The sequence below is a fragment of the Actinosynnema sp. NPDC049800 genome, from assembly GCF_040656635.1.
GTDB lineage: Bacteria > Actinomycetota > Actinomycetes > Mycobacteriales > Pseudonocardiaceae > Actinosynnema.
Map to the genome: position 1 here is coordinate 52,544 of NZ_JBFAMT010000010.1, position 25,614 is coordinate 78,157.

Annotated in this window: 10 protein-coding genes; 6 read left to right on the forward strand and 4 right to left on the reverse strand. The window is 73.2% G+C overall.

The window, feature by feature from the left end:
- Window positions 1-37: 37 nt before the first annotated feature.
- Window positions 38-2,866: an AfsR/SARP family transcriptional regulator gene (locus AB0I91_RS14690; protein ID WP_499611896.1), complete on the forward strand. Its 2,829-nt coding sequence runs from the start codon at window positions 38-40 to the stop codon at window positions 2,864-2,866.
- A gap of 37 nt (window positions 2,867-2,903) precedes the next feature.
- On the opposite strand, the gene AB0I91_RS14695 is transcribed toward AB0I91_RS14690, so the two are convergent.
- From AB0I91_RS14695 to AB0I91_RS14705, 3 genes are read right to left on the reverse strand one after another with little or no spacing between them, the layout of a single operon-like run.
- Window positions 2,904-3,539, reverse strand: coding sequence for a response regulator (locus tag AB0I91_RS14695; RefSeq protein WP_499637142.1), 636 nt, complete (start codon window positions 3,537-3,539; stop codon window positions 2,904-2,906).
- A gap of 2 nt (window positions 3,540-3,541) precedes the next feature.
- On the reverse strand, window positions 3,542-4,705 hold the full coding sequence (locus AB0I91_RS14700) for a sensor histidine kinase (RefSeq protein WP_498779916.1): 1,164 nt from the start codon (window positions 4,703-4,705) through the stop codon (window positions 3,542-3,544).
- A complete protein-coding gene (locus AB0I91_RS14705) occupies window positions 4,706-5,911 on the reverse strand; it encodes a hypothetical protein (RefSeq protein ID WP_498779918.1) in 1,206 nt (401 codons plus the stop codon). It abuts the gene before it with no gap.
- Window positions 5,912-6,085: 174 nt separating this feature from the next.
- On the opposite strand from AB0I91_RS14705, the gene AB0I91_RS14710 reads away from it, so the two are divergent.
- From AB0I91_RS14710 to AB0I91_RS14720, 3 genes are all read left to right on the forward strand, one after another.
- Entirely contained in the window at window positions 6,086-6,598 is a 513-nt protein-coding gene (locus tag AB0I91_RS14710) for an RICIN domain-containing protein (RefSeq protein ID WP_499637144.1), read from the forward strand.
- Window positions 6,599-6,833: 235 nt separating this feature from the next.
- A complete protein-coding gene (locus tag AB0I91_RS14715) occupies window positions 6,834-16,334 on the forward strand; it encodes an RHS repeat-associated core domain-containing protein (protein ID WP_499637146.1) in 9,501 nt (3,166 codons plus the stop codon).
- A 14-nt stretch (window positions 16,335-16,348) separates the two neighbouring features.
- Window positions 16,349-18,589 (forward strand): DUF8189 domain-containing protein, encoded by a 2,241-nt coding sequence (locus AB0I91_RS14720; RefSeq protein WP_499637148.1) that lies wholly within the window; start codon window positions 16,349-16,351, stop codon window positions 18,587-18,589.
- Between the two features lie 136 nt (window positions 18,590-18,725).
- Here AB0I91_RS14720 and AB0I91_RS14725 read toward each other — a convergent pair whose 3' ends face one another.
- Window positions 18,726-21,695 (reverse strand): LamG-like jellyroll fold domain-containing protein, encoded by a 2,970-nt coding sequence (locus AB0I91_RS14725; protein WP_499637150.1) that lies wholly within the window; start codon window positions 21,693-21,695, stop codon window positions 18,726-18,728.
- A gap of 271 nt (window positions 21,696-21,966) precedes the next feature.
- On the opposite strand from AB0I91_RS14725, the gene AB0I91_RS14730 reads away from it, so the two are divergent.
- Together AB0I91_RS14730 and AB0I91_RS14735 are read left to right on the forward strand one after the other, a co-directional pair.
- A complete protein-coding gene (locus tag AB0I91_RS14730; RefSeq protein ID WP_499637152.1) occupies window positions 21,967-24,639 on the forward strand; it encodes an AfsR/SARP family transcriptional regulator in 2,673 nt (890 codons plus the stop codon).
- A 77-nt stretch (window positions 24,640-24,716) separates the two neighbouring features.
- Entirely contained in the window at window positions 24,717-25,610 is an 894-nt protein-coding gene (locus AB0I91_RS14735; RefSeq protein WP_499637154.1) for a lipase family protein, read from the forward strand.
- The last annotated feature ends 4 nt before the right edge of the window (window positions 25,611-25,614 follow it).

Genomic DNA, 25,614 nt, shown 5'->3' on the forward strand with positions numbered 1-25,614 from the left:
TCCTGAATTCCCCGGATTCGGTGGCAGTATTGGCGCCGTGGGCGAGGGCGGAGTGCGCTACCGGTTGTTGGGCCCGGTGGCGGCGCACCTCGACGGCGAACCGGTGCGGCTCGGCGGGCCCAAGCAGCGCGCGGTGCTCGCCGCCCTGCTGCTCAACGCCAACCGCGTGGTCTCCGAGGAGCGGCTGATCGGGCTCGTCTGGGACGGCGAACCGCCCACCAGCGCGCGCGGCCAGCTCCAGGTGCGGATCTGGGAGCTGCGCAAGCTCCTCGGCCGGTCCGCGATCGTGCGCCGCTCGCCCGGCTACCTGATCGAGGTGGCGCCGGGGCAGCTGGACGTCCAGGTGTTCTGCGACGCCGTCACGGCGGCCCGCGTCGACCTGGCCGAGGGGCGGGTGGACGCGGGGGTCGCCCGGCTGCGGGACGCGCTGGCGCTGTGGGAGGGCCCCGTGCTCGGCGGGGTGACCGAGGCGTTGCAGGACCGGGAGGGCCGCTCGCTCGACGAACGGCGGCTGGCCGCCGTGGAGGACCTGTTCGACGCCGAGCTGCGCGCCGGTCGGCACGCGGCCGTGATCGGCGAGCTGCGCCGGGCGGGCGACGAGCACCCGTTCCGGGAACGGCTCCAAGCCGCGTTGATGCTCGCCCTGCACCGGTCGGGCCGCACGTCCGAGGCGCTGGCGGCGTACGCGGAGACCCGGCGGCGGTTCACCGCCGAGCTGGGCATCGAACCGGGGCGCGCACTGCAGGAGCTGCACGTCCAGGTGTTGCAGGGCGAGGAGTCGGCGCCCGCGCCGGTGGCGCGTCCCGCCCAGCTGCCGCACGACGTGCGCGGGTTCGCCGGGCGGCACGCGGAGCTGGCGCGGTTGGACGACGCCGGGATCTGGGTGATCACCGGCGCGGCGGGGGTCGGGAAGACGGCGTTGGCGGTGCGCTGGGCGCGGCGGGCCCGGGACCGGTTCCCGGACGGGCAGCTGTACGTGGACCTGCGGGGGTTCGACGCCGACCACGAGCCCGTGCCGCCCGCCGCGGCCCTGGCGCAGCTGCTGCGCGCGCTGGGGCGGCAGCGGCTGCCGTCCGGGGTGGACGAGCTGGCCGCGCTGTACCGGACCGCACTGGCGGACCGGGACGTGCTGGTGCTGCTGGACAACGCGCGCGACGGGGACCAGGTCGCGCCGCTGCTGCCGCCGTCCGGGATGGTGCTGGTGACCAGTCGGCACCGGCTGGGCGACCTGGTCGCGCGGACCGGCGCGCGGTCGCTGCCGCTGTCCGTGCTGCCCGCCGCGGACTCCCGCGCCCTGCTGACCGGGGTCCTGGGCGTCGAGTCCTCCGACTCGCTCGACGAGCTGGCGCGCCTGTGCGGCCACCTGCCGCTCGCGTTGCGCATCGCCGCGGCGAACCTCGGGCCGCAGGTCCGGGTCGACGACCTGGTGGCCGAGCTGCGGGCCGACCCGTTGACCGGGCTGACCGTGGACGGCGCCGACGAGAGCCTGCTGACCCGGGCGTTCGGCGTGTCGTACGCGGCGTTGACGCCCGGCTCCCAGCGGCTGTTCCGGCTGCTCGGCCTCGTGCCGGGCGCCGACTTCACGCCACGCGAGGCCGCGGCGTTGCTGGACGTGCCGCCGGCCGAGGCCGCTCGGCTGCTGCACGGGTTGGCCGCCGCGCACCTGGTGGAGCGGCACGGGCCGGGCCGGTTCCGGTTCCACGACCTGGTGCGCGACTACGCGCGCACGTTGGGCGGGGAGGAGGGGGCGTGGGACCGGCTGGTGGGGTTCTGCGTGGCGGCGGTGGACGCGGTGGACCGGCACTTCAGCCGCCACCCGCTGCGGCTGCCGCGTGAGGCCGACCCGGAGTTCGAGGTGGACTTCGCGTCGTCCGCCGAGGCCGTGGCGTGGTTGGAGGCGGAGCACGACAACCTGACGGCCGTGCTGCGGCACGCCGCCGTGCGCGGTCCGCACCCGACGGCGTGGTACCTGGCGGACGCGATCCGGTCGGTGTTCCTGCACCGGGGGCTGCGGGCGGAGTGGCTGGACGTCGCGTTCCCGGTGCTGGCGGCGGCCCGCGGCGTGCCGCGCGTGGAAGCGTTGATGCGGCAGGGGATCGGCGCGGCGTGCGTGCACCTCGGGCGGCGCGACGAGGCGATCCGGCACCTGGAGGCGGCGTTGCTGGCGCACCGCGAGGCCGACTGGCCGGAGGGCGAGGCGGCGACCGCGAACAGCCTGGGCATCGCGCTGCTGGCGGCGGGCCGGTTCACCGAGGCGAGTGATCTGTTCACCCGGTCGTTGGACGCCGGGACGCGGACCGACCGGATGATGGCGTTGAACAACCTGGGTTTCGCCGAACGCCAGTCCGGTCGGCTGGACCGGGCGCTGGCGCACCTGGACCGCGCGCTGGCCATCAGCGTCGAGGACGGCTCGCAGTGGGGTGAGGCCGTGGCGCGGGTGAACCTGGGGTACGTGCTGCGGTCGTGCGGCGACCTGTCGGGGGCGCGTGAGCACCTGATGGCGGCGTGCGCGCTGCACCGTCACCTGGGCAACCGCTACGGCGAGGCGTCGGCGTTGACCGGGCTGAGCCTGATCGCCACCGACTCCGGCGACCTCGACCACGCCCTGTCCCACGCCACCGAGGCGCTGGCCGTCGCCCGCCGTGAGGACAACCGCGAGACCGAGGTCGGTGCCCTCATCGCCCTGGGCAACGCCGAATCGGCCGCCGGCCGCCACCGTGACGCGGAGGTCCACCACCGCCAGGCCGTGACGCTGGCCCGTCGCTGGTGCTCGCCGTGGCAGCTGGCCGAGGCCCTGACCGCCTTGAGCGCCACGGTGTCCGCCCACGACCGGGCGGCTGCGCTGCCGCGGTGCCGGGAGGGCTGACCCCGCCGGCAGCGTCACCTCACAGGACAGAGCAGAGCTAGTGCTTGCCGTGCAGGCCGCGGGCGATGCGGATCAGCTCGGACCGGCGGTGGCGGCCGAGCTTGCCGCGGATGTTCTCCAGGTGGCGGTTGACGGTGCGCAGGGCGACGGCGAGCTCTTCGGCGATCTCGCGGTTGTCGTAGCCCTTCGCCAGGCACCGCAGCACGTCCTGCTCCCGGTTGGTGAGGTGCGGGGTCCCGCGGTGCAGCTCGCCGACCAGGTGGGCGGCGAGTTCGGCGGGGATCACGGGTGCGCCGAGCACGGCCGCGACCGCGTCACCGAGTTCGGCGGCGGTGGCGGCCTTGGTGATCCAGCCGTGCGCGCCGGCCCGGATCGCGGGCAGTACGTCGTGCGGATCCGCTTGGGACAGCACGAGGATCCGCACGTCGGGCCACTGCCGGCGCAGGTGCCGGATCACGTCGAGGCCGTGCCCGGCGGGGCGCCCGACCCGGCTGTCGAGCCGCAGGTCCACCAGGGCCACGTCCGGCCGCAGCCGGTCGGCCAGCAGGCACGCCGTCGCCGCGTCGGCGGCCTCGCCCACGACCTCGGCCCGGCCGTCGCGATCGAGGCCGGCGCGGACGCCGTCCCGGGTGACGGGGTGGTCGTCCACGACGAGGACCCGAACCGGCGCCACGGTCACACCTCCCTGGTCAGGGCCGGACGGGTCGGCACGCGCAGCTCCACTTCGGTGCCGTGACCGGGGCTGCTGCGGATCCGGACCTGCCCGGCCAGCCGCTCGACCCTGGCCCCGACGGACACCCGCAGGCCCAGCCCGCCGGTGTCGAGGTCGGGCGCGAAGCCCACCCCGTTGTCGCGGACGGTCACCGTGACGTGCCGGCGCTCGTGCAGCACGGTCAACCAGACGCGGTGCGCCCTGGCGTGCTTGTCGACGTTGGTGAGCAGTTCCCGGACCGCCGCCACGATCTCCTCCACCACGTCCGGCGGCAACCGGACGGGACCGCTGGCGACCAGGCGCACCGGCAGTTCCCCGTGCCGCCCGGCGAGTTCGGCCAACCGGTCGCGCAACGACGCCGTGGCGTTCGGTCCGGGCGGGGCCGGGCCCGGGTCCGAGCGCGCGAGGCCGCGCAGCGCCGCTTCCTGCCGGGCGATCCCCTCCGCCACGGCGGCGAGCGCCGGCCCGGCGCCCAGGTCGCCGATCCGGGCCCGCAGCCGGCCGAGGTCCTGGAGCACATCGTCGTGGATCCGGGCGGCGAGCCGCTCCCGTTCGGTGGTCCGCGCGGCCTGCTCGCCGCTGCGGACCGCCTGCCGGTGCAGCAGGTCGACCTGCCCGGCCACCGCGCCGACCACGCCGCCGAGCAGCACGTAGGACAGGCCCCAGCCGGTCATGGTCAACACCTGGAGGAACGACAGCCCCGCCGGCGTGACGCCATTGGCGGCGTAGGCGACCGGCAGGGTCAGGCCGAGCACCGCGCCCGCGGCGATCCCGCCCCGGAGCCGGTGGACGACCGCGCACGCCGCGACCGCCGCGGCCGGGTAGGCGCCGGTGAACGTCGGGTGGTTGGTCAGCAGCGCGTGCGGCGGGTGCACGTAGCCGGACGCCACGACCAGCGCCATCGCCACCCCCAGGTCGACGGCCAGCACCCGCCCGATCCGCCGGACGGCGGCGACCGTGAGCCAGAGCGTCCAGCAGCCCGCGGCGAGCAGGGCGAGACCGGCCTCGACCGGCCGCTGGATCTGCCCGCTGAGCAACGCCACCACCAACATCCACCCGAACGCCAGCCAGCGCAACGTCAGCACCAGCAGCATCGGCGCGGGGTGCCCGGCGGCGTCGGCGGTCATCTAGCCGGCCCGCACGATCACCCGCGCGGACGGCCAGGTGCACGTGGACCGGCGCAGGAACTGCTTGCGGCAGGCCGCGACCTCGACCACGTACGCGCCGCCCGGCGGCGGTGCGGGCACCGTGTACTCGTACCCGGCGGCTTCGCGCTGGACGGCGGCGCCGGGCGTCGAGCCGTCCGGCCACCAGGCGACGTTGAACGCGTCGGCCGCGCCGTAGCTCCAGCCGACCCGGATCCCGTCCGGCCCGGCGTCGACGGTGGTGATGCAGGGCCGGTCGAGCGGCGGGCACGGGCTGCCCAGGTCGCGGACGGTGGAGTGGCGCTCGCCCGGGCGCACCTGCGGCGTGCCGCCGCTGCGCAGCACGATCGCGCCGCCGTCGAAGTTCTGGTAGGCCAGGGTGTCTTCGGTGCCGCCGTCGCGCGGGTGGCCGAGCCGTCCGGCGGGTCCGCCGTCGGCCGCCCAGACGGCGAAGACGGCGGCCAGGATCACCGCCGGCTTCGCGTCCGGTCGCTCGTACACGACGTAGTCCTGGCCGAACCCGCCCCGCTGGTCCCGCACGACCCACGGCGTGTAGCGCAGGCCGGCGGCGTCGACGAGGGTGTCGCCGGCCGGGCAGCCCACCGGGTCGCGCTCCCACCACTCGAGCACCGACGCGTCCACCGCGAAGCGGGGGCAGGCGAGCCCGATCGAGCGCTCGTAGCCGATGGCGACCGCCATCATCACGGCCGCCGCGCCCACCGCGAGCAACGCCACCAGGGCCCGGCTCACCCGCCACGGCAGGGAAGTCCGCTCGGCCCGGCCCCCGGCCGCGGGGTCGGGGAGCAGCCGCACGAGCAGCCGGGCGTGCCGTCCCTGCCGGCGCAGCCACCACGTCGCCGTCGGCGCCCACCCGGCCACCGCGGCGCTGGTCGCGACCACGCCGTCGGCCTCCGCCATCACGTGGACGAGGCCGACCGTGCACACCACGGCCAGCGTGGTCGTGCCGAGGTCCCGGGCCAGCCGCCACCAGCGCGGCGCGGCCAGCCACTGCCACGCCCAGCCGACGCCGATGTCCCACACGTCCGGGTCGACCGACCGGCGACCCAGACGGGCGTCCCGCAGCACCGCCCGGCGCAGCGCGAAACCGAGCTGCCACCACGCGAGTTGCGCGCCGAGGATCTCCGCGAGCACCCGGTGCCCACCGCCCGACGCGCCGATCGCCCCCACGCCGCCAAGTCTGGCGGTGCCGGCCACCCGGCCGCACTCGCCCGGTCGGCCGCACGGCGCAGCCGAAGTGGGCAACTCCACCCACCGGGCCGTGGGCGATCACGGGCGCTTACCGGCGGGCCGGGAGAACGCCACCATCTGAACGCGGAACCACATCGGACGAATCGAGGGGAAATGCTCAACGTCAGACGGGTCTTGGTCCTGGTCGCGGCCGCGCTGCTCGGCGCGGGCCTGTTCGCCGCGCCGTCGGCGGCAGCCGCGCCGACCAACCCCTACCTGTTCATCAACGGCTACAGCAACCTCTGCCTGGACGTCGCCTACGGCAGCCTCGACGACGGCGCGCGCGTGCAGCAATGGGACTGCTACGGCGGCCCGCCGGAGCGGTGGCACCTGGAGGTCGTCGAATCCCTGCCGGGCATGACCTACTACCGGCTGCGCAACGACAACAGCGGGCGGTGCCTCGACGTGCCGGACAACACCCCCGGCACGGGGGTCCACCAATGGGGTTGCTGGGGCGGCTGGATGCAGCAGTGGCAGGTGATCCACGTCGCGCCGAACTCGCTCCAGCTGCGCAACCGCCAGAGCGGGCTCTGCCTGGACAACCGGGACTGGAGCCTGCCGCCGGGCACGACCATCCAGCAGTGGCACTGCAACGGCGCCGCCGTCCAGCTGTGGCGGCTGGCTTGATCCGCTCGGCGTCGTCCGGCGGCCGCGGTGGCGGGCCTGTTCGTGGCCCGTCCCGCGGCCGCCGCGGACGTGCGCGCCGACGTCCTCGACACCGGCCCGCACCCCCACAGCATCGCGTGAGCTCCGCACCCACCGGCCCACGCTCGCGCGATGGGCTGGAAGCCGAACGGAAGTGAGGTGGAAGTGAAGGTGCTTAGCGTCCGCGACGGCCTGCTCAGTCGACTGGGGGAGCGGTATGTCGTCGCGTGTGCGCAAAGCCGGGCTGCTCGGAGCGCTGTGGGCGTTCGGCCCGGCCAAGGTGGTCGCCGTCGTCCTGGTGCTGGCGGTCACCGCGACCAGCGGCGGGGACGCGGTCGACGGGTGGGGGCGGTCGGAGACCTACGCGGCGGACAAGTCGTCGACGCCGGGACCGGGGCAGAGGTGGGGTGAGGCCCGGTCCGACCCGGACCACCTCGCGGGCGCACCCGGCAACGACACCGTCCCCGACACGCTGAGATCCCGCTACCCGAAGGTCCAGTGGGACGTCCAACCGCACAACACCGCGTCGGTGGAGGCGCCGCCCGCCACCGAGACCAAGGGCTTCGAAGAGGGCAAGAGCCAGGAGAAGCCCGAGGCGCGCACCAAGCACGAGAAGGTCTACACGAACCCGGACGGCACCGAGACCACCGAGTTCTCCGCCGGCGCGCTCAACTACCGCGACGGCGACGAGTGGAAGCCCATCCGGACCGAGCTGGTCGAGACGGACCAGGGCTGGCACAACGCCGCCGACGAGGTGGACGTCCGACTGGCCCGTCGAGCCGACGCCGAGCGCCTCACCACCCTCACCGTCGATGCCGACCACGAGGTCTCCTACGGCCTGGCCGGGTCCAACAAGGTCGACGGCGCCGCGAACGGCAGCACGGCCACCTACACCGAGGTCCAGCCCGGCGTGGACCTGGAGCTGGAGTCGCAGCCGGGCGGCGTGAAGGAGACCCTGGTCCTCACCCGCCCCGGCGCCACCACCTTCACGTTCCCGCTCACCCTCAAGAACCTCACCGCGCACGTCGAGCACAACCAGGTCCTGCTCAAGGACGAGGGCAACACGACCCGCGCCGTCATCCCGCCCGGTGACATGGTCGACGCCAACGGCGCCCGGTCCACCGCCGTCACCTACACCCTGACCAGCCACGACGGCCGCCAAGCCCTCCAGCTCACCCTGGACGCGCAGTGGCTGGGCCAGGCGGCCTACCCGGTGGCCGTCGACCCGACCGTCCAGCTCCCCGTCACCGGCGAGGCCGCCGACAGCAGCCTCTACGTCAACGGCACCTCGTCGTCCCCCGGCGGCAACACCCTGCTGGTCGGCCCGAACGCCGCCTCCTACCTCCGCTTCGGCGGCCTGGTCGACAAGCTCCGCCACCACACGATCTTCGGCGCCCAGCTCTGGCTGGTGAACTACGACGCCGACTCGTGCAAGCCCCGCACCGTCACCGTCCACCCGGTCACCCAGAGCTGGGCCTCCAGCGACGACGTCGACTTCCCCGGTCCGAGCACCGGCGGCCGGCTCGCCGAGCGCTCCTTCGCCCACGGCCACATCGCGTTCGGCCAGTCGTCCTCCAACTGCCCCACGGCGGGCGAGCTGATCAACCTCGGCGGCGGCGGACGAGACCTGGTGCAGAAGTGGGTCGACGGCACGCAGGCCAACCACGGCCTCTCCCTGCGCGCGAGCGGCGACGGCTCCGGCAAGAAGTTCACCGGCCCCGCCACCGCCAACCCGCCACGCCTCTACGTCACCCACAGCCCGTACAACGCGACGTACGCGCTGGCCGACCCGGTGCCGAAGCCGCCCGTCCTGCAGAACCAGGACGGCAAGGTCAAGATCGCGGTCACGAACAAGAGCGCCTCGGCCTGGGCGCCCGGCGACTACTACCTGGCCTACCGCGCGTACAACGCCAAGACCGGCGCGTCGGTCGTCCAGCAGCGCTCGGCCAACCTCACCGCCACGGTCGCCCGCAACCAGCGCGTCACCCTCGACGCCACCGTCAAGGCCCTCCCGCCGGGCAAGTACTTCCTCGACTTCACCATGGTCAAGACCGGCGGCCCGGTGTTCACCGACCACCAGGTCCCGCCCGGCCGGATCGTCCTCGAGGTCTTCGACATCCCGCCGGTGGTGCAGGAGCTGCACCCGCCGAACGGCTACCAGGCGCCCACCCTCACCCCGCAGCTGTGGGCACGGGCGCTGGACGTCGACGCGCCGCCGAGCGTCACCATGCAGTTCAAGTTCGAGGTCTGCGAGCGCGACGCCGCCGGCAAGCCGGTCAATTGCGTGAACTCCGGGTACCAGGCCAAGACCGCCTGGACCGTCCCCACCGGCACGCTCGAGTGGAGCAAGGCCTACGACTGGCGCGCGTACGTCAAGGACGCCACCAACGAGATCATCTCGCCGTACTCCACGATCCTCACCAGCGTCCCGCAGCCGGAGATCACCTCGCGCCTCGCGGGCGGCCCGTACGGCACCAAGGACCAGGAGTTCGACCCGCAGACGGGCAACTACTCCACCGCCGCCGTCGACGCCTCGGTCACCACGGTCGGCCCGGAGCTGCGCGTGGTCCGCACCTACAACAGCCTCGACCCCCGCCGGGACGGCATCTTCGGCGCCGGCTGGTCCACCCGCTACGACATGAAGCTCGTCCCGGACGACGACGGCTCCGGCAACGTCGTGATCACCTACCCCGACGGTCAGCAGGTCCGGTTCGGCCGCAACGCCGACGGCACGTTCGCCGCGCCGTTCGGCCGCCAGGCGAGGCTCACCGTCGACACGACCGCGTGGCGGCTGCTCGACCTCTCCGGCACCACCTACCAGTTCTCCCTCAACGGCAGGCTCACCCGGATCACCGACAGCGCCAACCGCGCGGTCGTGCTGACCTACGACACCACCACGGGCAAGCTGCAGAAGGCCCAGGTGTCCAACAGCCAGACCAACACCGCCGGCCGCCACCTCGCGTTCACCTGGACCGGCAACCGCGTCACCGCCGTCAAGGCCGACCAGACGACGTGGAGCTACACCTACACCGGCGACCTGCTCACCAAGGTGTGCGCGGGCACCGCCTGCACCACCTACGAGCACACCACCGGTTCCCACTACCGCACCGCGGTCCTCGACTCGCGCCCCGAGTCGTACTGGCGGCTCGGTGAACCCGAGGGCACGGCCGCCGCCGGCGAGGTGGCCGTCAACCTCGGCAAGGACGTGGGCACGTACAAGAACGTCACCCTCAACACCCCGGGCATCAACGCCACCGACACCGCCGCCTCCTTCAACGGCACCACTTCCGCCGTCGACCTCCCCAAGGGCACCCTGAAGAAGAGCCGTGACGGCGCGGTCGAGCTGTGGTTCAAGTCCTCGGTCACGGGCTCGGGCGGTCCGCTGCTCGGCTACCAGGACAAGGCGCTCGGCAGCACGTCCACCACCGGCGTCCCGATCCTGTACGTCGGCACGGACGGCAAGCTGCGCGGCCAGTTCGGCGTCGGCGCGATCAGCCCGATCACCAGCGGCGTCCTGGTCAACGACGGCAAGTGGCACCACGTCGTGCTCAGCTCCATGGGCGCCACGCAGACGTTGTTCCTCGACGGGGCGAAGGTCGGCGAGCTCACCGGCAAGCAGATCGACCACGAGAAGCTGACGTTCAACCAGATCGGCGCGGCTCACGCGACCGGCACGTGGCCCGCCTGGGGCACGACGCCGCAGCGCCACTTCGCGGGCGTGATCGACGAGGTGGCGGTGTACTCCGGTCCGGTCGGCCCGCAGACCACCACCGCGCACCGCAACGCCAACAACCAGGCCGACCTGCTGTCGAAGATCACCCTGCCCAGCGGCAAGGTCGCCTCCGCGATCACCTACGACACCACCCGCGACCGGGTGAAGGAGCACACCGACGACAACGGCGGCACGTGGCGCGTCGGCCCGCCCGCGGTCTACGGCGGTGACGACGACCTGCGCCGCACGGTCGAGGTGCTGGACCCGGCGAACCGGCCGAGCCTGTACGAGTACGACGCCCTGGGCGGCTGGCTGCTGCGCCTGGGCCGCCCGCTGGGCCTGGAGGCACGTTCCGAGGACCGACCTGGCGAGCCGACCACCACACCCACGCCGCCCGCGGAGACGTGCAGCAAGCCCGACCCCAACGACCCGTCGTTCTGCACCACGATCCCGGACAGCTCCGGCGGCCCGGTGTTCGTCCGCTACGGCGCGGAGGGCATGAGCATCCGCTCGTACTCCTACGACGACAGCGGCCGGATCACCGTCGTCACCGACGAGAACGGCGACACGGTCACCCTCGGCTACGACGCGCGCGGCAACATCACCTCGACGAAGACCTGCCGCACCGCCACCGAGTGCCACACCACCTACGAGACCTACCCGACGACCGTCACCGACGAGTACGACCCGCGCAACTTCCTGCCGCTGGAGTCTCGCGACGGCCGCTCGGCGAGCGCGACCGACACCACCTACCGCACCACGTTCAGCTACCACCCGACCGGCCAGGTCCTCCAGGAGACCGCGCCGGACGGCAGCTTCGTCAAGCACACCTACACCAACGGCGCGGAGGCCGCCGTCAACGGCGGCTCACCGCCCGCGGCGCTGCTCGCGTCCACAACGGACGCACGCGGCAAGACGACCCGGTACGCCTACTACAACAACGGCGACCTGGCCCGCGTGACCGAGCCGAACGGCCTCGTCACCGAGTACACCTACGACGACCTGGGCCGCCGCGCCACGGTCAGGACGATCTCCGACAGCTTCCCCGCCGGTGTCGTCACCACGTTCACCTACGACGCCATGTCGAGGCTCCGGACCACCACCGGCCCGATCACCACGGACGCCGTCACCGGCGAGAAGCACCAGCTCCGGACCACGAACACGTTCGACGCCGACGGCAACACCACCCGGGTCGAGCAGGCCGACACCCAGGGCAACGACCCGGCCCGCGTCACCACCTACGACTACGACCAGCACAACCGCCTCTCCCGCGAGACCGACGCCGAGGGCGGCGAGACGTCCTACGAGCACGACGCGTTCGGCCACCGGACCTCCGAGACCGACCCGAACGGCAACCGGTTCGACTTCGCCTACACCAGCCGCGGCGACCTCGCCGAGGTGTGGCTGCGCGACTGGCGCAGCGACCCGGCGGGCGTGCCCGCGCCGGCCAACGGGTACCTGCTGGTCACGTCGCTGTCCTACGACTTCGCGGGCCGGCTCGCCAGTCGGACCGACGCGATGGGTCGCCGCACGGAGTTCCAGTACTGGGGTGACGGCCTGCTGCGCCGCAAGGTGCTCAAGGACTTCCACAACCCCGACGGCAGCAAGCGCGACTTCGTGCTGGAGGACAACACCTACGACGGCGCGGGCAACCTGACCCGCAAGGTCACCGCCAACGGCAGGTCCGTCACCGAGCACACCCACGACCGGCTCGGCCGGGTGGCGACGGTCGTGGTCGACCCGACCGGCCTGCGCCGCACCACCACCTACTCCTACGACGGCGGCGACAACGTCACCCGCACGGTCACCGGCGGCAAGGCGTCCAACGTGCCGTGGGAGGTGTCCGCGACCCCGGAGACGGTCGCCTACCGGCACGACGACGTGGGCAACGTGGTCGAGCAGACCGTCACCGACGGCACCACCGACCGCGTCACGCGGTTCGGCTACGACCAGCGCGGCCACCAGACCTCGGTCACCGACCCGCGCCTGAACACCACCACCTACGGCTTCGACGAGCTGGGCCGCCAGGTCACGGCCACGGGCGCGGCGGTGGCGGTGGAGCGCGACGGCGGCGCGCCGACGACCGCGAACCCGACCGCGAAGACCGGCTACAACACGTTCGACGAGGTGGTGGCCTCGGCGGACGAGCTGGGCGCCGTGTCGACCGTCGAGCACGACCGGCTCGGCCGGGTGGTGACCGCGACCTCGCCCACGCACCAGGGCATCACGCCCGTCGTCAAGGCGTCCTACGACGGCAACGGCAACGTCACCGAGGTCGTCGACGCCCGCGGCCACGCGACGAGGTTCGCCTACGACCAGCTCGACCGCGTCGTCACCCACGACGCGCCGGCGAGCACCGGCCGTGCCGTCTCGCGCTACACCTACACCCGCGCCGGCCAGGTGCTCTCCACCACCGCGCCGGACGGCGCGCGGACCGAGTCCACCTACGACGACCTCGACCGCCCGCTCACCTCGACCCGGTACGAGCGCAAGCCGACCACCGGCACGTTCACCGCGTGGCAGCGCTACGACGACCTCGGCAACGTGACCTCGGCCGTCGCGCCCTCCGGCGCCGCCACCGCGTTCACCTACGACACGCTCGGCCAACTGGTCAAGGAGACCGACCCGGCGGGCGTGCCCACGCACCGCGGCTACGACGCGGCGGGCAACGCCGTGCGCGTCACCGACGGCCTCGGCCGCACCACCCGCCTCGCCTTCGACCTGTTCGGCGACCAGGTGGCCCGGTCGGAGCTCAAGGCCGACGGCACGGTCCTGCGGACCACGAGGTTCGGCCACGACCCGGCGGGCAACACGACCACCGTCACCGACGCCAAGCTCAACACCACCACCTTCGAGTTCGACGCGGGCGACCGGCTGGTCCGGCAGGTCGAGCCGGAAGGCGTCACGCAGGAGTTCGGCTACGACGCCGCGGGCAACCTGACCCGCTACACCGACCCGCGCGGGCACCGCACGATCACCACCTACAACGCGTGGGGCCTGCCGGAGAAGGTGACCGAGCCCGCCACCGCGGCGCACCCGACCGACCGCACGTGGACCTCCGAGTACGACGCGCGGGGCAACGAGGTCAAGCTGACCGCCCCCGGCGGCGTCGTGCGGACCCGGACCTACGACGCGGTCGGCCGGCTCACCGCCGAGACCGGCAGCGGCGCCGAGAAGCCCACCACCGCAAGGGAGATCACGTACGACGTGGTGGGCCGGGCGACCCGCGTGGGCTCCGACACCTACACCTACGACGACCGCGGCAACCTGCTCACCACGTCCGGTCCCGGCGGCACGGCGGAGTTCGGCTACGACGCCGACGGCAACCCGACCACCCGCCGCGACGCGGCCGGCACCGCGACCTACACCTACCTGAAGGGCCGGCTGGACACCGCCTCCGAGGGACTGGCCGGCGTCACCCGGACGTACGGCTACGACGCGGCCGGCGCGGTGAAGACCATCGGCTACGGCGCGGGCCGCACCCGCACCTACGGCTACGACGACCACGGCCGGCAGGAGTCGGACGTGCTCACCGGCTCGACCGGCCAGGTCATCTCGGCCGTCGCCTACCACCGCGACGAGCTCGACCTGGTCTCCCGCAAGACCGAGAACGGCGTCGAGACCACCTACACCTACGACGCGGTCGGCCGGCTGAAGACCGCCACCACGGGCGGCGTCACCACGCCGTACGAGTGGGACGCGGCCGGCAACCGCACCAAGGCGGGCGCCAAGACCTCGACCTACGACGAGCGCAACCGCCTGCTGTCCGACGGCGACTACACCTACGCCTACAGCCCGCGCGGCACGATGACGAGCCGCACCAGCTCCGGGCACACCGAGCCGTTCGCGTTCGACGCCTTCGACCGGATGGTGGGCGCGGCCGGCCAGAGCTTCACCTACGACGCCCTGGACCGGGTCGCCACCCGCAACGGCGCCGCGTTCACCTACGCGGGCCTCGACGACGAGGTGGTGTCCGACGGCACGGCCACGTTCGCCCGCGGCCCGGGTGACGAGCTGCTGGCCACGAAGCAGGGCGACACGCCGCGCGTGCCGGTGGCCAACGGCCACGGCGACGTGATCGGCGCGCTCGCACCGGACGGCCAGGCGCTGTCCGACCGGACCGCCTACGACGCGTTCGGCGAGGTCACCGCCAAGACCGGCGACACCGGGCCGCTGGGCTACCAGGGCGACTGGACCGACCCGGCCACCGGCCAGGTCGACATGGGCGCGCGCTGGTACGACCCGGCCACCGGCGGGTTCGGCTCGCGTGACGACATCCCGTTCCAGGGCGGCGACGGCATCCGCGCCAACCGCTACGCCTACGGCGCGGGCGACCCGGTCGGCCAGGTCGACCCGGACGGCCACTGGTCGTGGCCGTGGGACTGGTTCGACGACGACGATGACGCGCCGTCGCAGTGGGTGGTGCCCTACGAGTGCTACCTCTGCTTCGACCACGAGGACCTCAGTTACGCGATCCGCGAGCAGGCGGACCGGCTCTCGGGCAAGAAGAAGAAAAAGCAGTCCGGCGCGAACGGCGCCTACCCGAGCTACGCGCCCGGCCCGGCCTACAAGGGTCGTGGCGGTAGCGGCAGCTGCGGCGCCTGCTACGACGCGAGCGCGGCGGCCCGGGCGGAAGCGGCCCGGCGGGCCGAGCACGAGCGCAAGCGGCGCGTCACCGCGCAGGCCAAGGCGGCGGCGCAGTACTCGGCGCGGCACGTGCCCAGGACCGTGTCGGGCGCGGCGCACGCGCCGGTGACGAACATGCCGAAGACCGTGTCCTCCGACCCGAAGCTGCCCGCGGGCAAGGTCGGCGCGAACCGCGACGTGGTGGCCGACGCCAAGCGCGGCACGGACAAGATCTACGACGCGGCCGTGCAGAAGGCCGGCAACCCGGTGAGCAACACGTCCGCGGCGAGCAAGTCCGGCGCCGGTGGCGGTGGCTTCGCGTGGAAGTGGCCGAAGTGGCAGGGCTGGAAGGCCGAGGGCAAGGCGCTGCTGAACGGCCTCGCCGAGATCAGCGGCTACAACGACGGCAAGCGGTGCGTCACCGAGGGTGACGTGGAGAGCTGCGTCTGGGCCGGCGTGTCGGCGCTGTCGCTGTTCGCCGGTCCGTACGGGGTCGGCGCGGTGCGTGCCGCGAAGGGCGTCCGGATGGGCGCCAAGCACGCCGACGAGATCGTGGACGCGGCGTGCTCGCTGGTCGCGGCCAACAGCTTCGCCGGCGACACGGCGGTGCGCATGGGCGACGGCTCGACCAAGGAGATCGAGGACGTCCGGGTCGGCGACCGGGTCGCGGCCACCGACCCGACGACCGGGCGGACCGGCGCCTTCACCGTCACCGACCTGATCACCGGCACCGGCCTGAAGCAGCTGGTCGAGGTGGAGGTGGAGGCCGAGGGGCGCACGTCCACCCTCACCACCACCGACGGCCACCCGTTCTGGGCCGACGGCGGGTGGGTCGAGGCCGGCGACCTCGTGGCCGGGCAACGACTCTCGGAAGGCACCGTCGTCGGCGTCCGGTCGTGGGCGGAACAGCGGACCGTCCACAACCTGACCGTCGACACCGTGCACACCTTCCAGGTCGTGGCCGGCGACGCGGACGTGCTCGTGCACAACGCGGGCAAGTGCGGCAAGGCGTTGGCCAAGGTGCGCGCGGGCGCGGCCGCGGTGAAGAACGGCGTGGTCGGCGGCGCGAAGGCGGTGGGGCGCGGTGCGCAGGCGGTGGGGCGCGGTCTCGCCAACTTCGGCCGCGGCCTGTGGGAGGGCTCCAAGACCGTCGGCCGCTGGGCGGGCACCAAGTTCGTCCGCAACCCCATCGGCTACGTCCGGTCGAGCCCCGGCAAGGCGCTCGCGCAGTGCCTGGGCGTCAACGGGGTCGTCACCGGGCTGACCGTCTACCTCAACGGCGGCCAAGCCCAGTTCAAGCCCGAGAACGCCGTGATCATCGGCGTGGCCGGGTGTCTCGGTACCACGGTCAAGGACGCCTGGTACTTCGACCGGCAGTGATGAGAGGAATAATGTTGTCCAAGAGATCCGGCGTGGGCTTGCTGGCGGTCGCCGCCGCAGTGCTCGCGATGGTGGCGGCGCCACCGGCCCAGGCGGACTCGTCCGGCGGGGGCGGGGACTACGTCTCGCTGAACGGTCACGCGCACGTGCTGGACACCCGTGACGGCACGGGCGGTGTGACCGGCGAGCGCGGTGCGCAGACCACGACGACCTTCCCGGTGCTCGGCGTCGGCGGCGTGCCGACCAGCGGTGTCGGCACCGTCATGGTGCGCGTGGCGATCCTCGCCCCGACCGCCGAGACGTGGCTGGAGCTGTGGCCCGACGGCACGGCCCGGTCCGGGGACGCGACCGCCGTCACCGCCCGGCCGGGCGAGGACCTGTCGGCGTTCTTCGCGGTGAAGGTCGGCGCGAACGGCAAGGTCGCGGTGTACCAGGCCGCGGGCAAGGTCCACGTCGTGGTCGAGGTGCACGGCTACTTCAAGTCCGCGCAAGGCGCCAACGGCGGCGGGTTCGTGCCGGTGGCGCACACCCGCACGATCGACACGCGCAGCGGTCTCGGCGTGTCCACCGGGATGATCCCGGCGGGCGGCACCCGGACCGTGACGCTGACCGGCGGGCTCATCCCGGCCGGCGCGTCCGCCGCGTACGTGAACCTGGCCGTGCCGGGCGCGTCGGCGAAGGGCTGGATGGCCTACGCGCCGTCGGGCCTGGCCACCCGGCCCGTGCTGAACTACGTGGCCGGCACCACGCAGCAGGCCGCGGTCGTGCAGCTGAGCGCCGACGGCAAGGTGACCTTCACCAACAAGGGCACGGCCGCCGCGCACTTCATGCTGAACGTCGAGGGCTACTTCACCGGCTCGGCCACCACGGGCAGCGGCTTCCGGGGCGACGACGGCCGTTTGGTCAACACGCGGTCGGTCGGCGCGGGCCTGCCGGTGGCCGCGAACGGCGTCCTCGACGTGCAGGTCGGCGGGACGTTCGGGCTGCCGACCCGGGGCATCGCGGGCGCGTTGCTGTCGATCACCACCACCTCGGAGGCCGCCGGTTACGTCAAGGCGTGGCCGCTGGGCCAGGCCGAGCCGGGGCTGACGATGATGGACCACGGCATCAGCCGCCGGACCAACTCGATCGTGCTCAAGCCCGGCACGGACGGCAAGATCCGCATCCGCAACGGCAGCTCCGACACCATGCACGTGATCGTGGACCTCCAGGGCTGGTTCGCCGAGCCGCTGCCGACCGTGCCGGTGGTGCCCGACAGCCGCACGACGGTGTTCCAGGCCGCCCCGGTCGCCGGCGCGCGCGTCGGCACGCTGGAGTACGCCTACACCGACAACGCGGGCCGGGTCGTCCACGGCCACCAGTCCGATGTGGACAACTTCGGCTCGATCCAGTGGACCGTGATCTCGGGCAACGAGGCGTTCAGCGGGCAGCCCGCGATCGCGCAGCTGTCCGACGGGCGCATCCAGGTGACGGCGCAGCGCCGTGACGGCGACATCTGGTCGGTGACCCAGACGGCCGCCGGCGCCGTGACGTGGGGCGCCTGGAAGGACTTCGGCGGCTCGATGGCCGCCGCGCCGACCGTGGCGAAGCTGGCCGACGGCTCGTTGGCCCAGTTCGCGGTCGACGCCGACGGCAAGCTGTGGGTGTACCAGCAGAAGGGCTCCGTGCCGTTCTGGCGGAACCTGGGCGACCAGAACCTGGTCGGCGGTCTCACGGTCGTGACCGTGCGCGACGGCGTGCGCGTGTTCGGCCTCGACGGCGCCGGTGTCGTGAAGACCGTCCAGTTCTACCACGACGGTTCGCTGTCCCCGTGGACCGACCTGGGCGGCTCCGGCTCGTCCGGCGCGCCCGCCGTGGTCGTCCGGCCGGGCTACCAGCTGCAGGTCTTCGTGCGCGGCGCGGCGGGCACGATCGTCACCAAGCTCCAGGACGCGGCCGGCACGTGGCCGGGCGACTGGACCGGGATCGGCACCGGCGCGGTGACCCCGGCCGGCGCCCCGGCCGCCGTGCTCGACCCCGCCCTGGGCCGGGTCGCCGTCGTGGTCCGAGGGTCGGACAACGAGATCCACCGGGTCTGGGAAACCGCCACGGGCTCCAACACGTGGGGCGAGTGGTCCTGGCTGATCGACGGCGTCTCGGACCCCTCGGCCACCGACCCGACCGCCGTCCCCTTCGCAGGCGCCAACGGCGAATCCTGGCTGGTGACCTTCCGCAGCCCGAACGGCACCCCGCGGTTCGTCGACCGCCGGATCTGACCGCCGATCCTGATCGCCGCAGAACGGGCCGGGGCACTCAAGCCCCGGCCCGTTTTTCCACTGTGCTCGGCGAGAACGCCCTCGATCAACTGGTCCACGAGAGGGCCTCGCCGCCCTCAAAGCACGGACCGCGTGATCAACCCCGGGCGAACGGGCCCGGCGTCACCACCTCGAACGGCAGGTGCGTGATCGTCGTGCCACCGCGCTGGACCCGGAACTCGTCCAACGCGCCCTTGAACCGGTCGGCGCCGTCCGGCCTGGCGCCCAAGTGCAGGCCGTCCACCGCGAACGCGTCGCCGTACGTCAGCGAGCCCTTGATCGCCGCACTGCCGCGAACCGCGCCGTCGACCAGCAGCTCCAACGTCCCGCCGACCCGGCGCAGCACGACGTGGTGCCACTGGCCGTCCCCGAACGCACCCGCCGACGCGACCGACGTCGGCCCCGCGTCGGTCTGCACCCTGGCCAGCAACCGGCCCTGGCTGGGCTGCGCGCGCAACCACAGCCCGCGCTCTGTCGCCCCCACGCCGTAGGCCCACACCAACACCTGGTCGGCCGTGCCCGCGGTGTACCGCATCCGGAAGTCGATGGCGAAGTCACCGTCCAACGCCTGGTACGGCACCATCACCGCGTCGTCCACCCCGTCGAACGCCAGCGCCCGGCCGTTCACCCCGGCCGTCGTCCCCGCACCGCCCCGCACCGCGGAGTGGTGGCACAGGGCGGAGGTGTCGGCGGTGGCCGGGCCGAGCGGCGTGCGGACCACGTCGTGCGCCTGCGTGTTCTGGTGCTCGAACCCCCACCACAGGACCCGCTTCCCGGCCACGGTCAGCTGGACGTCGTCCACCTTGCCGTCGAGCACGTCGGAGCCACCCGGCTTCGACCCGACCCGGACCCCGAGGGTGTTCGACACCGACCCGGTCAACCCGGTCGCCACCGCCGGGACACCCCCGTCGACGCCCAGCTCGACCCGGTCGCCGACCCGCCGCAGCACCAACTGGTGCCAGGCGCCGTCACCGAACGCGTCCGCCGACGACGGGTCGCCGAGCGCCACCTCGACGTGTCCCGCGTCGGTCTCCACCCACCCCAGGAGCCGGTCCTGACCGGGCTGGGCCCGCACCCACACCGACGGCGCGCCCCTCGTCGCCCCGTACGCCCACAGCAGCGCCTGGTTCGCCGCGCCTTGGTGCTGGAACCACAGCGAGAAGGTGAAGTCCTGCGCCCCGGCGTCCAACGCGGGCGTGTACGGCGTCTCCACACCGGGGTGCGTGGCGTCGACCGCCAACGCCGTGCGGCCGATCCGGCCCGCGACCGTGCCCCGGTAGCCGCCGAGCAGGTTGCCGTCCGCGCAGTGCCCGGACAGGTCGTCGGTGATGGGCGCCGTGACCCTGGTCGGCGCGACCGCGCCGTCCACGACCTCGAAGGGCAGGTTCAGCACTTCGACGCCCGCCTTGCGGACGGTGAAGTCCTTGAGCACGCCCGAGAACGGGTCCGCGCCGTCCAGCCGCGACCCGAGCCGCCACCCGGTGCGCGCCTTCGCGACCGCTCCACCGACACCCGTCGCGGTGGCCGACGCGCCGTCCACGGTGAGCGTGACCCGGTTGCCGGCGCGGGCCAGGGAGAGCCGGTGCCAGGCGTTGTCGGCGTAGGTGCCCGGCAACGAGACCCCGGCCGTCCCGGTGGTCCCCTCGACCCGGGCGTGCACGCGGCCGGACTGGATCCGCACCCACACCTGGGGTGTGTCCGCCCCTTGACCGAACGCCCAGAACAAGGCCTGGTTGCCGGTCGACCCGCCGTGCCGGAACGACGTCTCGACGGCGAAGTCCTGCGCGCCGACGTCCAGCGACCGCGAGTACGGCACGTCGGCCTGCCCGGTGAGCCCGGCGTTCACCGATCCGCGCACGTAGGCGTCGTTGGCCTGGAGCGTGGTGTCCGGTGACGTGGGCCCGGCGGTCGGCGTCGCCTCCGCGGACGGGTTCGTGCCGCCGGGGATGTGCGCCTGGTACGTGGTGAACCGGTTGAACCGGATCTCGTCGGCCGAGAAGTTCGTGCCGCCTTCGTACAGCAGGCCGATCTCACCCGTGGCGAGCTCGGCGAGGTCCGAGTACCCGGCCCGGCCGGTGTTGACCAGACCGCCCACGCCCCACGTGGCGCCGTCGTCCACCGAGTAGCGGATGCGCATCAGCTCGCGGTCCACCGGGTCGGACGGGCCGGAGAACAGCAACGTGCCGTTGCGCAGCGCCAACACCGCGCCCTGCACGTTCGGCGTGGTGAGGCTGGGCACCAGGGTCGACCGGGACACCGTCGTGCCGCCGTCCGTGCTGATCGCGCGGGTGCGGTGGTGGCCGGTGGCGATGTCGTTGCGCCCGGCCACGTACAGGTCGCCGTTGGCGAGTTCGGCGACGGACATCTCGCCGGGCACGACCTGCCCCTCGACGAACGAGTCGGGCGTGGTGCTCGCCTGCCACGTCTCACCGTGGTCGGTGCTGTAGAGCACACCGGCGTAGTCGGCGTTGTTCACGAACTGGTGCGCGCCCACCACCAGCCGGCCGTCCCGGAGCTGGACGCCGTGCGACGGCCCGGTGGCGAACCACCCCCGGGTGGTCCCGTCGAACGACACCGGGAGCTGCCGCGCGCCCGACCAGGTCAGCCCGTCGTCGTCGCTGTGCTGGACCCACGGCAGCCGCACCCCACCCGGCGTGGCCTCGTTCGACGTGGACAGCAGGAACACGCGCCCGGTCTCCCTGTCCACCACCGGCGCGGGGTTCCCCCTGGTGAACGGCCTCTCCGCGTCCCCGGGAACCCCGCTCAACACCACCCGGACCGGCCCCCACGTCCGCCCGTCGTTGGTGGACCGCCGCACGACGAGGTCGATGTCGCCGCGATCGCCGCACGAGGGCGACTCACGGGCCTCGGCGAACGCCAGCAACGTGTCCGCCGCCGTCCTCACCAGCGCCGGGATCCGATAACACCCGTACCCGCCGGTGCCGCCTTTGAACAGCACGTGCTCGACGCCGATGGACGACGGCGACGCCGCGACGCCGCTGCCCCAGGCCGGTGCCGGTGCCACCACCAACCCCAGGACCAGCACAAACCCCAGAAGTCTGCTCATTGGCGCAGGCTAGGCAGCCGCACTACCAGCGGACTTCCACACCACTTCGAGGACGGGCGGTGGGCACGGGGGCGGCCGCCCCCAGGCCGGCCGTCCCCGTGAGAGCGGTGCGGACACGCCGCGGCGTCCCAACCGGCAGGGGGAGCACCGGTCGGGACGTCGACCCCTCGAAACCGGCGGGGGGTGTGGGGCACTCCGCCGGGTTACTTCACCTGTCCGCGGTCATGGGTACACCCTGCTGGGCCGAACGTGAGCGAACCTAGGATGAACCTTGAACCGGCTGTTCGAGGGGGTTGGCGTGGACTTCGGGGTGCTCGGCGGTGTCCGGGCCCGCGTCGGCGGCGCCGACCTCGACATCGGCCACACCCGTCGGCGTGGCGTGCTGGCGGCATTGCTGCTGGAAGCCGGTCGGCCGGTGCCCGCCGAACGGCTCGTCGACCGCGTCTGGGGTGGTCAGCCGCCGTTGCGGGCGAAGGAAACCCTGTACGGGTACGTGTCCAAGCTGCGGTCGGCCGGGATCGACATCCAGCGCGGGCCGGGCGGCTACCTGCTGGAGACCGACCGGATCGACCTGGTCGAGTTCCGCGCCCTGGCCAAGCGCGCGCGCACCGCGCCGGACCACCAGGCCGCCGAGCTGTACGACCAGGCGTTGCGGCTGTGGCGCGGCGAGGCGTTGGAAGGGCTGGACTCGCCGTGGTTCGCCCAGGTCAGGGAGTCGTTGCAGGCCGAACGGGCAGCCGTCGAGCTCGACCGCAACGACGTGGCGATCCGGCTCGGCAACCACGCCGCCCTGCTGCCCGCCCTGCGTGACGCCACGCAGGCGCACCCGCTGGACGAACGCCTCGCCGGCCAGTTGATGCTCGCCCTGCACCGCAGTGGCCGGTCCTCAGAGGCGTTGCAGCACTACGACGCGTTGCGCCGCACGCTCGCCGACGAGCTGGGCACCGACCCCGGAACGCCGCTGCAAGACCTCTACCTGCGACTCCTAGGTCAGCAGGCACCGCCGGCGACCACCAAGGCCGTGCCGCGGCAGCTCCCCGCGCCGCAACGCTGGTTCACCGGCCGCGAGAAGGAGATCGCCGACCTCACCGAACCGTCGTCCACCGTCGTCATCACCGCGATCGGCGGCGCGGGCGGCATCGGCAAGACCGCCCTCGCGCTGCACTGGGCGCACCAGCACGTGGACGACTTCCCGGACGGCCAGCTCTACGTCAACCTGCGCGGCTTCGACCCGGTCGGCGACCCCGTCACGCCCCAGAACGCGCTGCGCGGCTTCCTCGAAGCCCTCGGCGTCGACGACCCGCCGGCCGACCTCGACGCGCAGGCCGCCCTCTACCGCAGCCTGGTCGCGGACAAGCGGATGCTCGTCGTGCTGGACAACGCCCGCGACACCACCCAGGTCACGCCCCTGCTGCCCGGCGGCGCGCGCTGCACCGCCCTGATCACCAGCCGCGTGCAGCTGCTCGGCCTGCTCACCGCGCACGGCGCGCGTTCGGTCGCGCTGGACGTCCTGGACGAGCACGAGTCCCGCGCGTTCCTGGTCTCCCGCCTCGGCGCGGAACGGGTCGAGGCCGAGCCGGACGTCACCCGCGAGCTGCTGGAGCTGTGCGGCGGCCTGCCGTTGGCGCTGAGCATCATCGCGGCCCGTGCGGTGACCCAGCCGGACCTGCCGCTGTCCGCGCTCACCGAGGAGCTGAAGGAGCAGCGCCTCGACGCGCTGGACGACCTGAGCGCCGACCTGCGCACGGTGTTCGCCTGCTCGTTAAGGGTCCTCACCCCCGAGGCGACGGAGCTGTTCGGGCTGATCGGCCTGACCTCCGCGCCGGACCTGAGCCTCAAGGCGATCACGGCCCTCACCGGCCGCGCCGACACGCGCCGCCTGCTCAGGGAGCTCGAAACGGCCCACCTCGTCCAGCAGCACCGGGTCGGCCGCTACCGCATGCACGACCTCGTGCGCCTCTACGCCGCCGAGGTCGCGCCCGCGCACGCCGACGCCAACCTCCGGGCGTTCATCGGCTACTTCGCCGCGACCGCGCACGACGGCGACCGGCTCATCGAGCCGCACCGCCCGCCGATCCCCGCCCCGCCGGGCGACCCGGTGCCGCCGGCCGACGTCACGGCCGCGCTGGACTGGTTCGACGCCGAGTACGAGTCGCTGCTCGCCGCCCAGCGCCTGGCCGCCGGGCACCGCTGGCACGACCTCGCCTGGCACCTGGCGTGGGCGCTCACGAACTACCACCTGCGCCGCGGCCACGCGGCCGAGGACATCGCGGTGTGGGGCGCCGCGCTGGTCGCCGCCGACGCCCTGCAGGACCGGTTCAAGCAGGTCTCGGCGCACAAGTTCCTCGGCATGGCGTTGACCGACGTCGGCCGCTACGACGAGGGCGACCACCACCTGCGGCAGGCGTTGGAGCTGGTGGAGGACGACTACGGCAAGGCCGCCGCCCACCGCGCCATGGCGTGGGCGTTGGAACGGCGGGGCGACGTCGCCGGGGCGTTGGAGCACGCGCTGGCGCAGTTGGCGCTGTTCCGCGCGCTCGACCTCCCGATCCGCGTCGCCGAGGCGCTCAACGACGTCGGCTACCGGATGGCGAAGCTCGGCGACCACGTCGGAGCCGAGGCGCACTGCCGGGAAGCGCTGGCGCTCAACGAGGAACTCGGTCACGTCGAAGGCGAAGCGGCCACTTCGGACAGCCTCGGCTACATCGCCCACCACCACGGGCGCGACGCCGACGCCGTGGAGCACTACCGGCACGCGCTGAAGCTCTACCGGCAGCTGGACAACTCCTACGAGGAGGCCAGCGTCCTGCGGCACTTCGGCGACGTGCTCGCCGCCGTGGGCCGGCACGGCGAAGCGCGCGACGCACGGCAACGAGCCCTCACCCTCTTCCGCGCCCAGGGCCGCGTCGAGGACGCCGACGAAGTCCGGGCGTTGCTGACCTGATCGCCACCGCGCCACCCGATCGTGTGCTCCTGGTTCGATCGCCGGCGGCGTCGGCAGGCCGACCATACGATTCTGCGATGTCCAATGGGAGCGGTGCGCCACTGCAGATCCCTCCCGGGTACGACCTCGGCCTCGCCCGGACGTGCTCGTTCGTCGTCAACGTCGCCTGCGACATGTGCGAGCAGTGGAAGGCGGCCGGCTGCCCGCCCAACGGCTTCTTCCAGTGGCAGCCCGCGGACACGTGCCCCGTCACCAACTCGGTGTTCGACGTCGGCGACTTCACCTTCTCCGGCCCGATCTGGAGCAACTTCATCCTGGACGCCGCGGTGGTCAGCGAGCCGTTCGGCGTCCTGGCCCGCAGCACGAGCGATCCGCAGACCCTCCACCTCGCCTTCCGCGGCTCGCAGACGGACGCCGACACGCGGATGGACCTCCAGGTCGAGCTGGTGGACTACCCGCCGCCCACGACGCCGACCGCCGGCGGCGTCAAGGTGGAGCGCGGGTTCTACGGCGTGTTCAGCGGGATCGACCGAGGATTCCTGGACCGGTTGTTCCTGACCGCTTCGGCCGCCGGCACCCGCCTGATCGTGAGCGGGCACAGCCTCGGTTCGGCCCTGGCCACCCTGGCCGTGCCGCTGGCCCGCGCCAACGGGATCACCGGCGCGAACACCCTCCACTACAACCAGGCCAGCCCCCGGGTCGGTGACCGGGGGTTCCAGAGCTACTACGACAGCCTGGACGTGACGACGTTCCGGCTGGTGAACACCTACGACGTCGTGCCGAAGTCACCGCCGCCGCCCTACGTGGCCGTCGGTGTGGAGGCACCCTTCGGCGCCGACTACGGCTCCGAGGCGGAACGCCACAACCCGTGCTGCTCCTACTCCTACGCCCTGTTCAACCCCACCGCGCCGGTCAACCCGGGGATGGGCGCGTGCATGGCCGCGTCGAAACCCGAGCTGCACGTCCCCTGATGCC

Excerpts from the sequence above, each read along its gene's own strand:
- AB0I91_RS14700 (WP_498779916.1), bottom strand. The coding sequence starts at position 4,705 with ATGACCGCCGACGCCGCCGGGCACCCCGCGCCGATGCTGCTGGTGCTG.
- AB0I91_RS14710 (WP_499637144.1), top strand. The coding sequence starts at position 6,086 with ATGCTCAACGTCAGACGGGTCTTGGTCCTGGTCGCGGCCGCGCTGCTC.
- AB0I91_RS14735 (WP_499637154.1), top strand. The coding sequence starts at position 24,717 with ATGTCCAATGGGAGCGGTGCGCCACTGCAGATCCCTCCCGGGTACGAC.
- AB0I91_RS14725 (WP_499637150.1), bottom strand. The coding sequence starts at position 21,695 with ATGAGCAGACTTCTGGGGTTTGTGCTGGTCCTGGGGTTGGTGGTGGCA.
- AB0I91_RS14715 (WP_499637146.1), top strand. The coding sequence starts at position 6,834 with ATGTCGTCGCGTGTGCGCAAAGCCGGGCTGCTCGGAGCGCTGTGGGCG.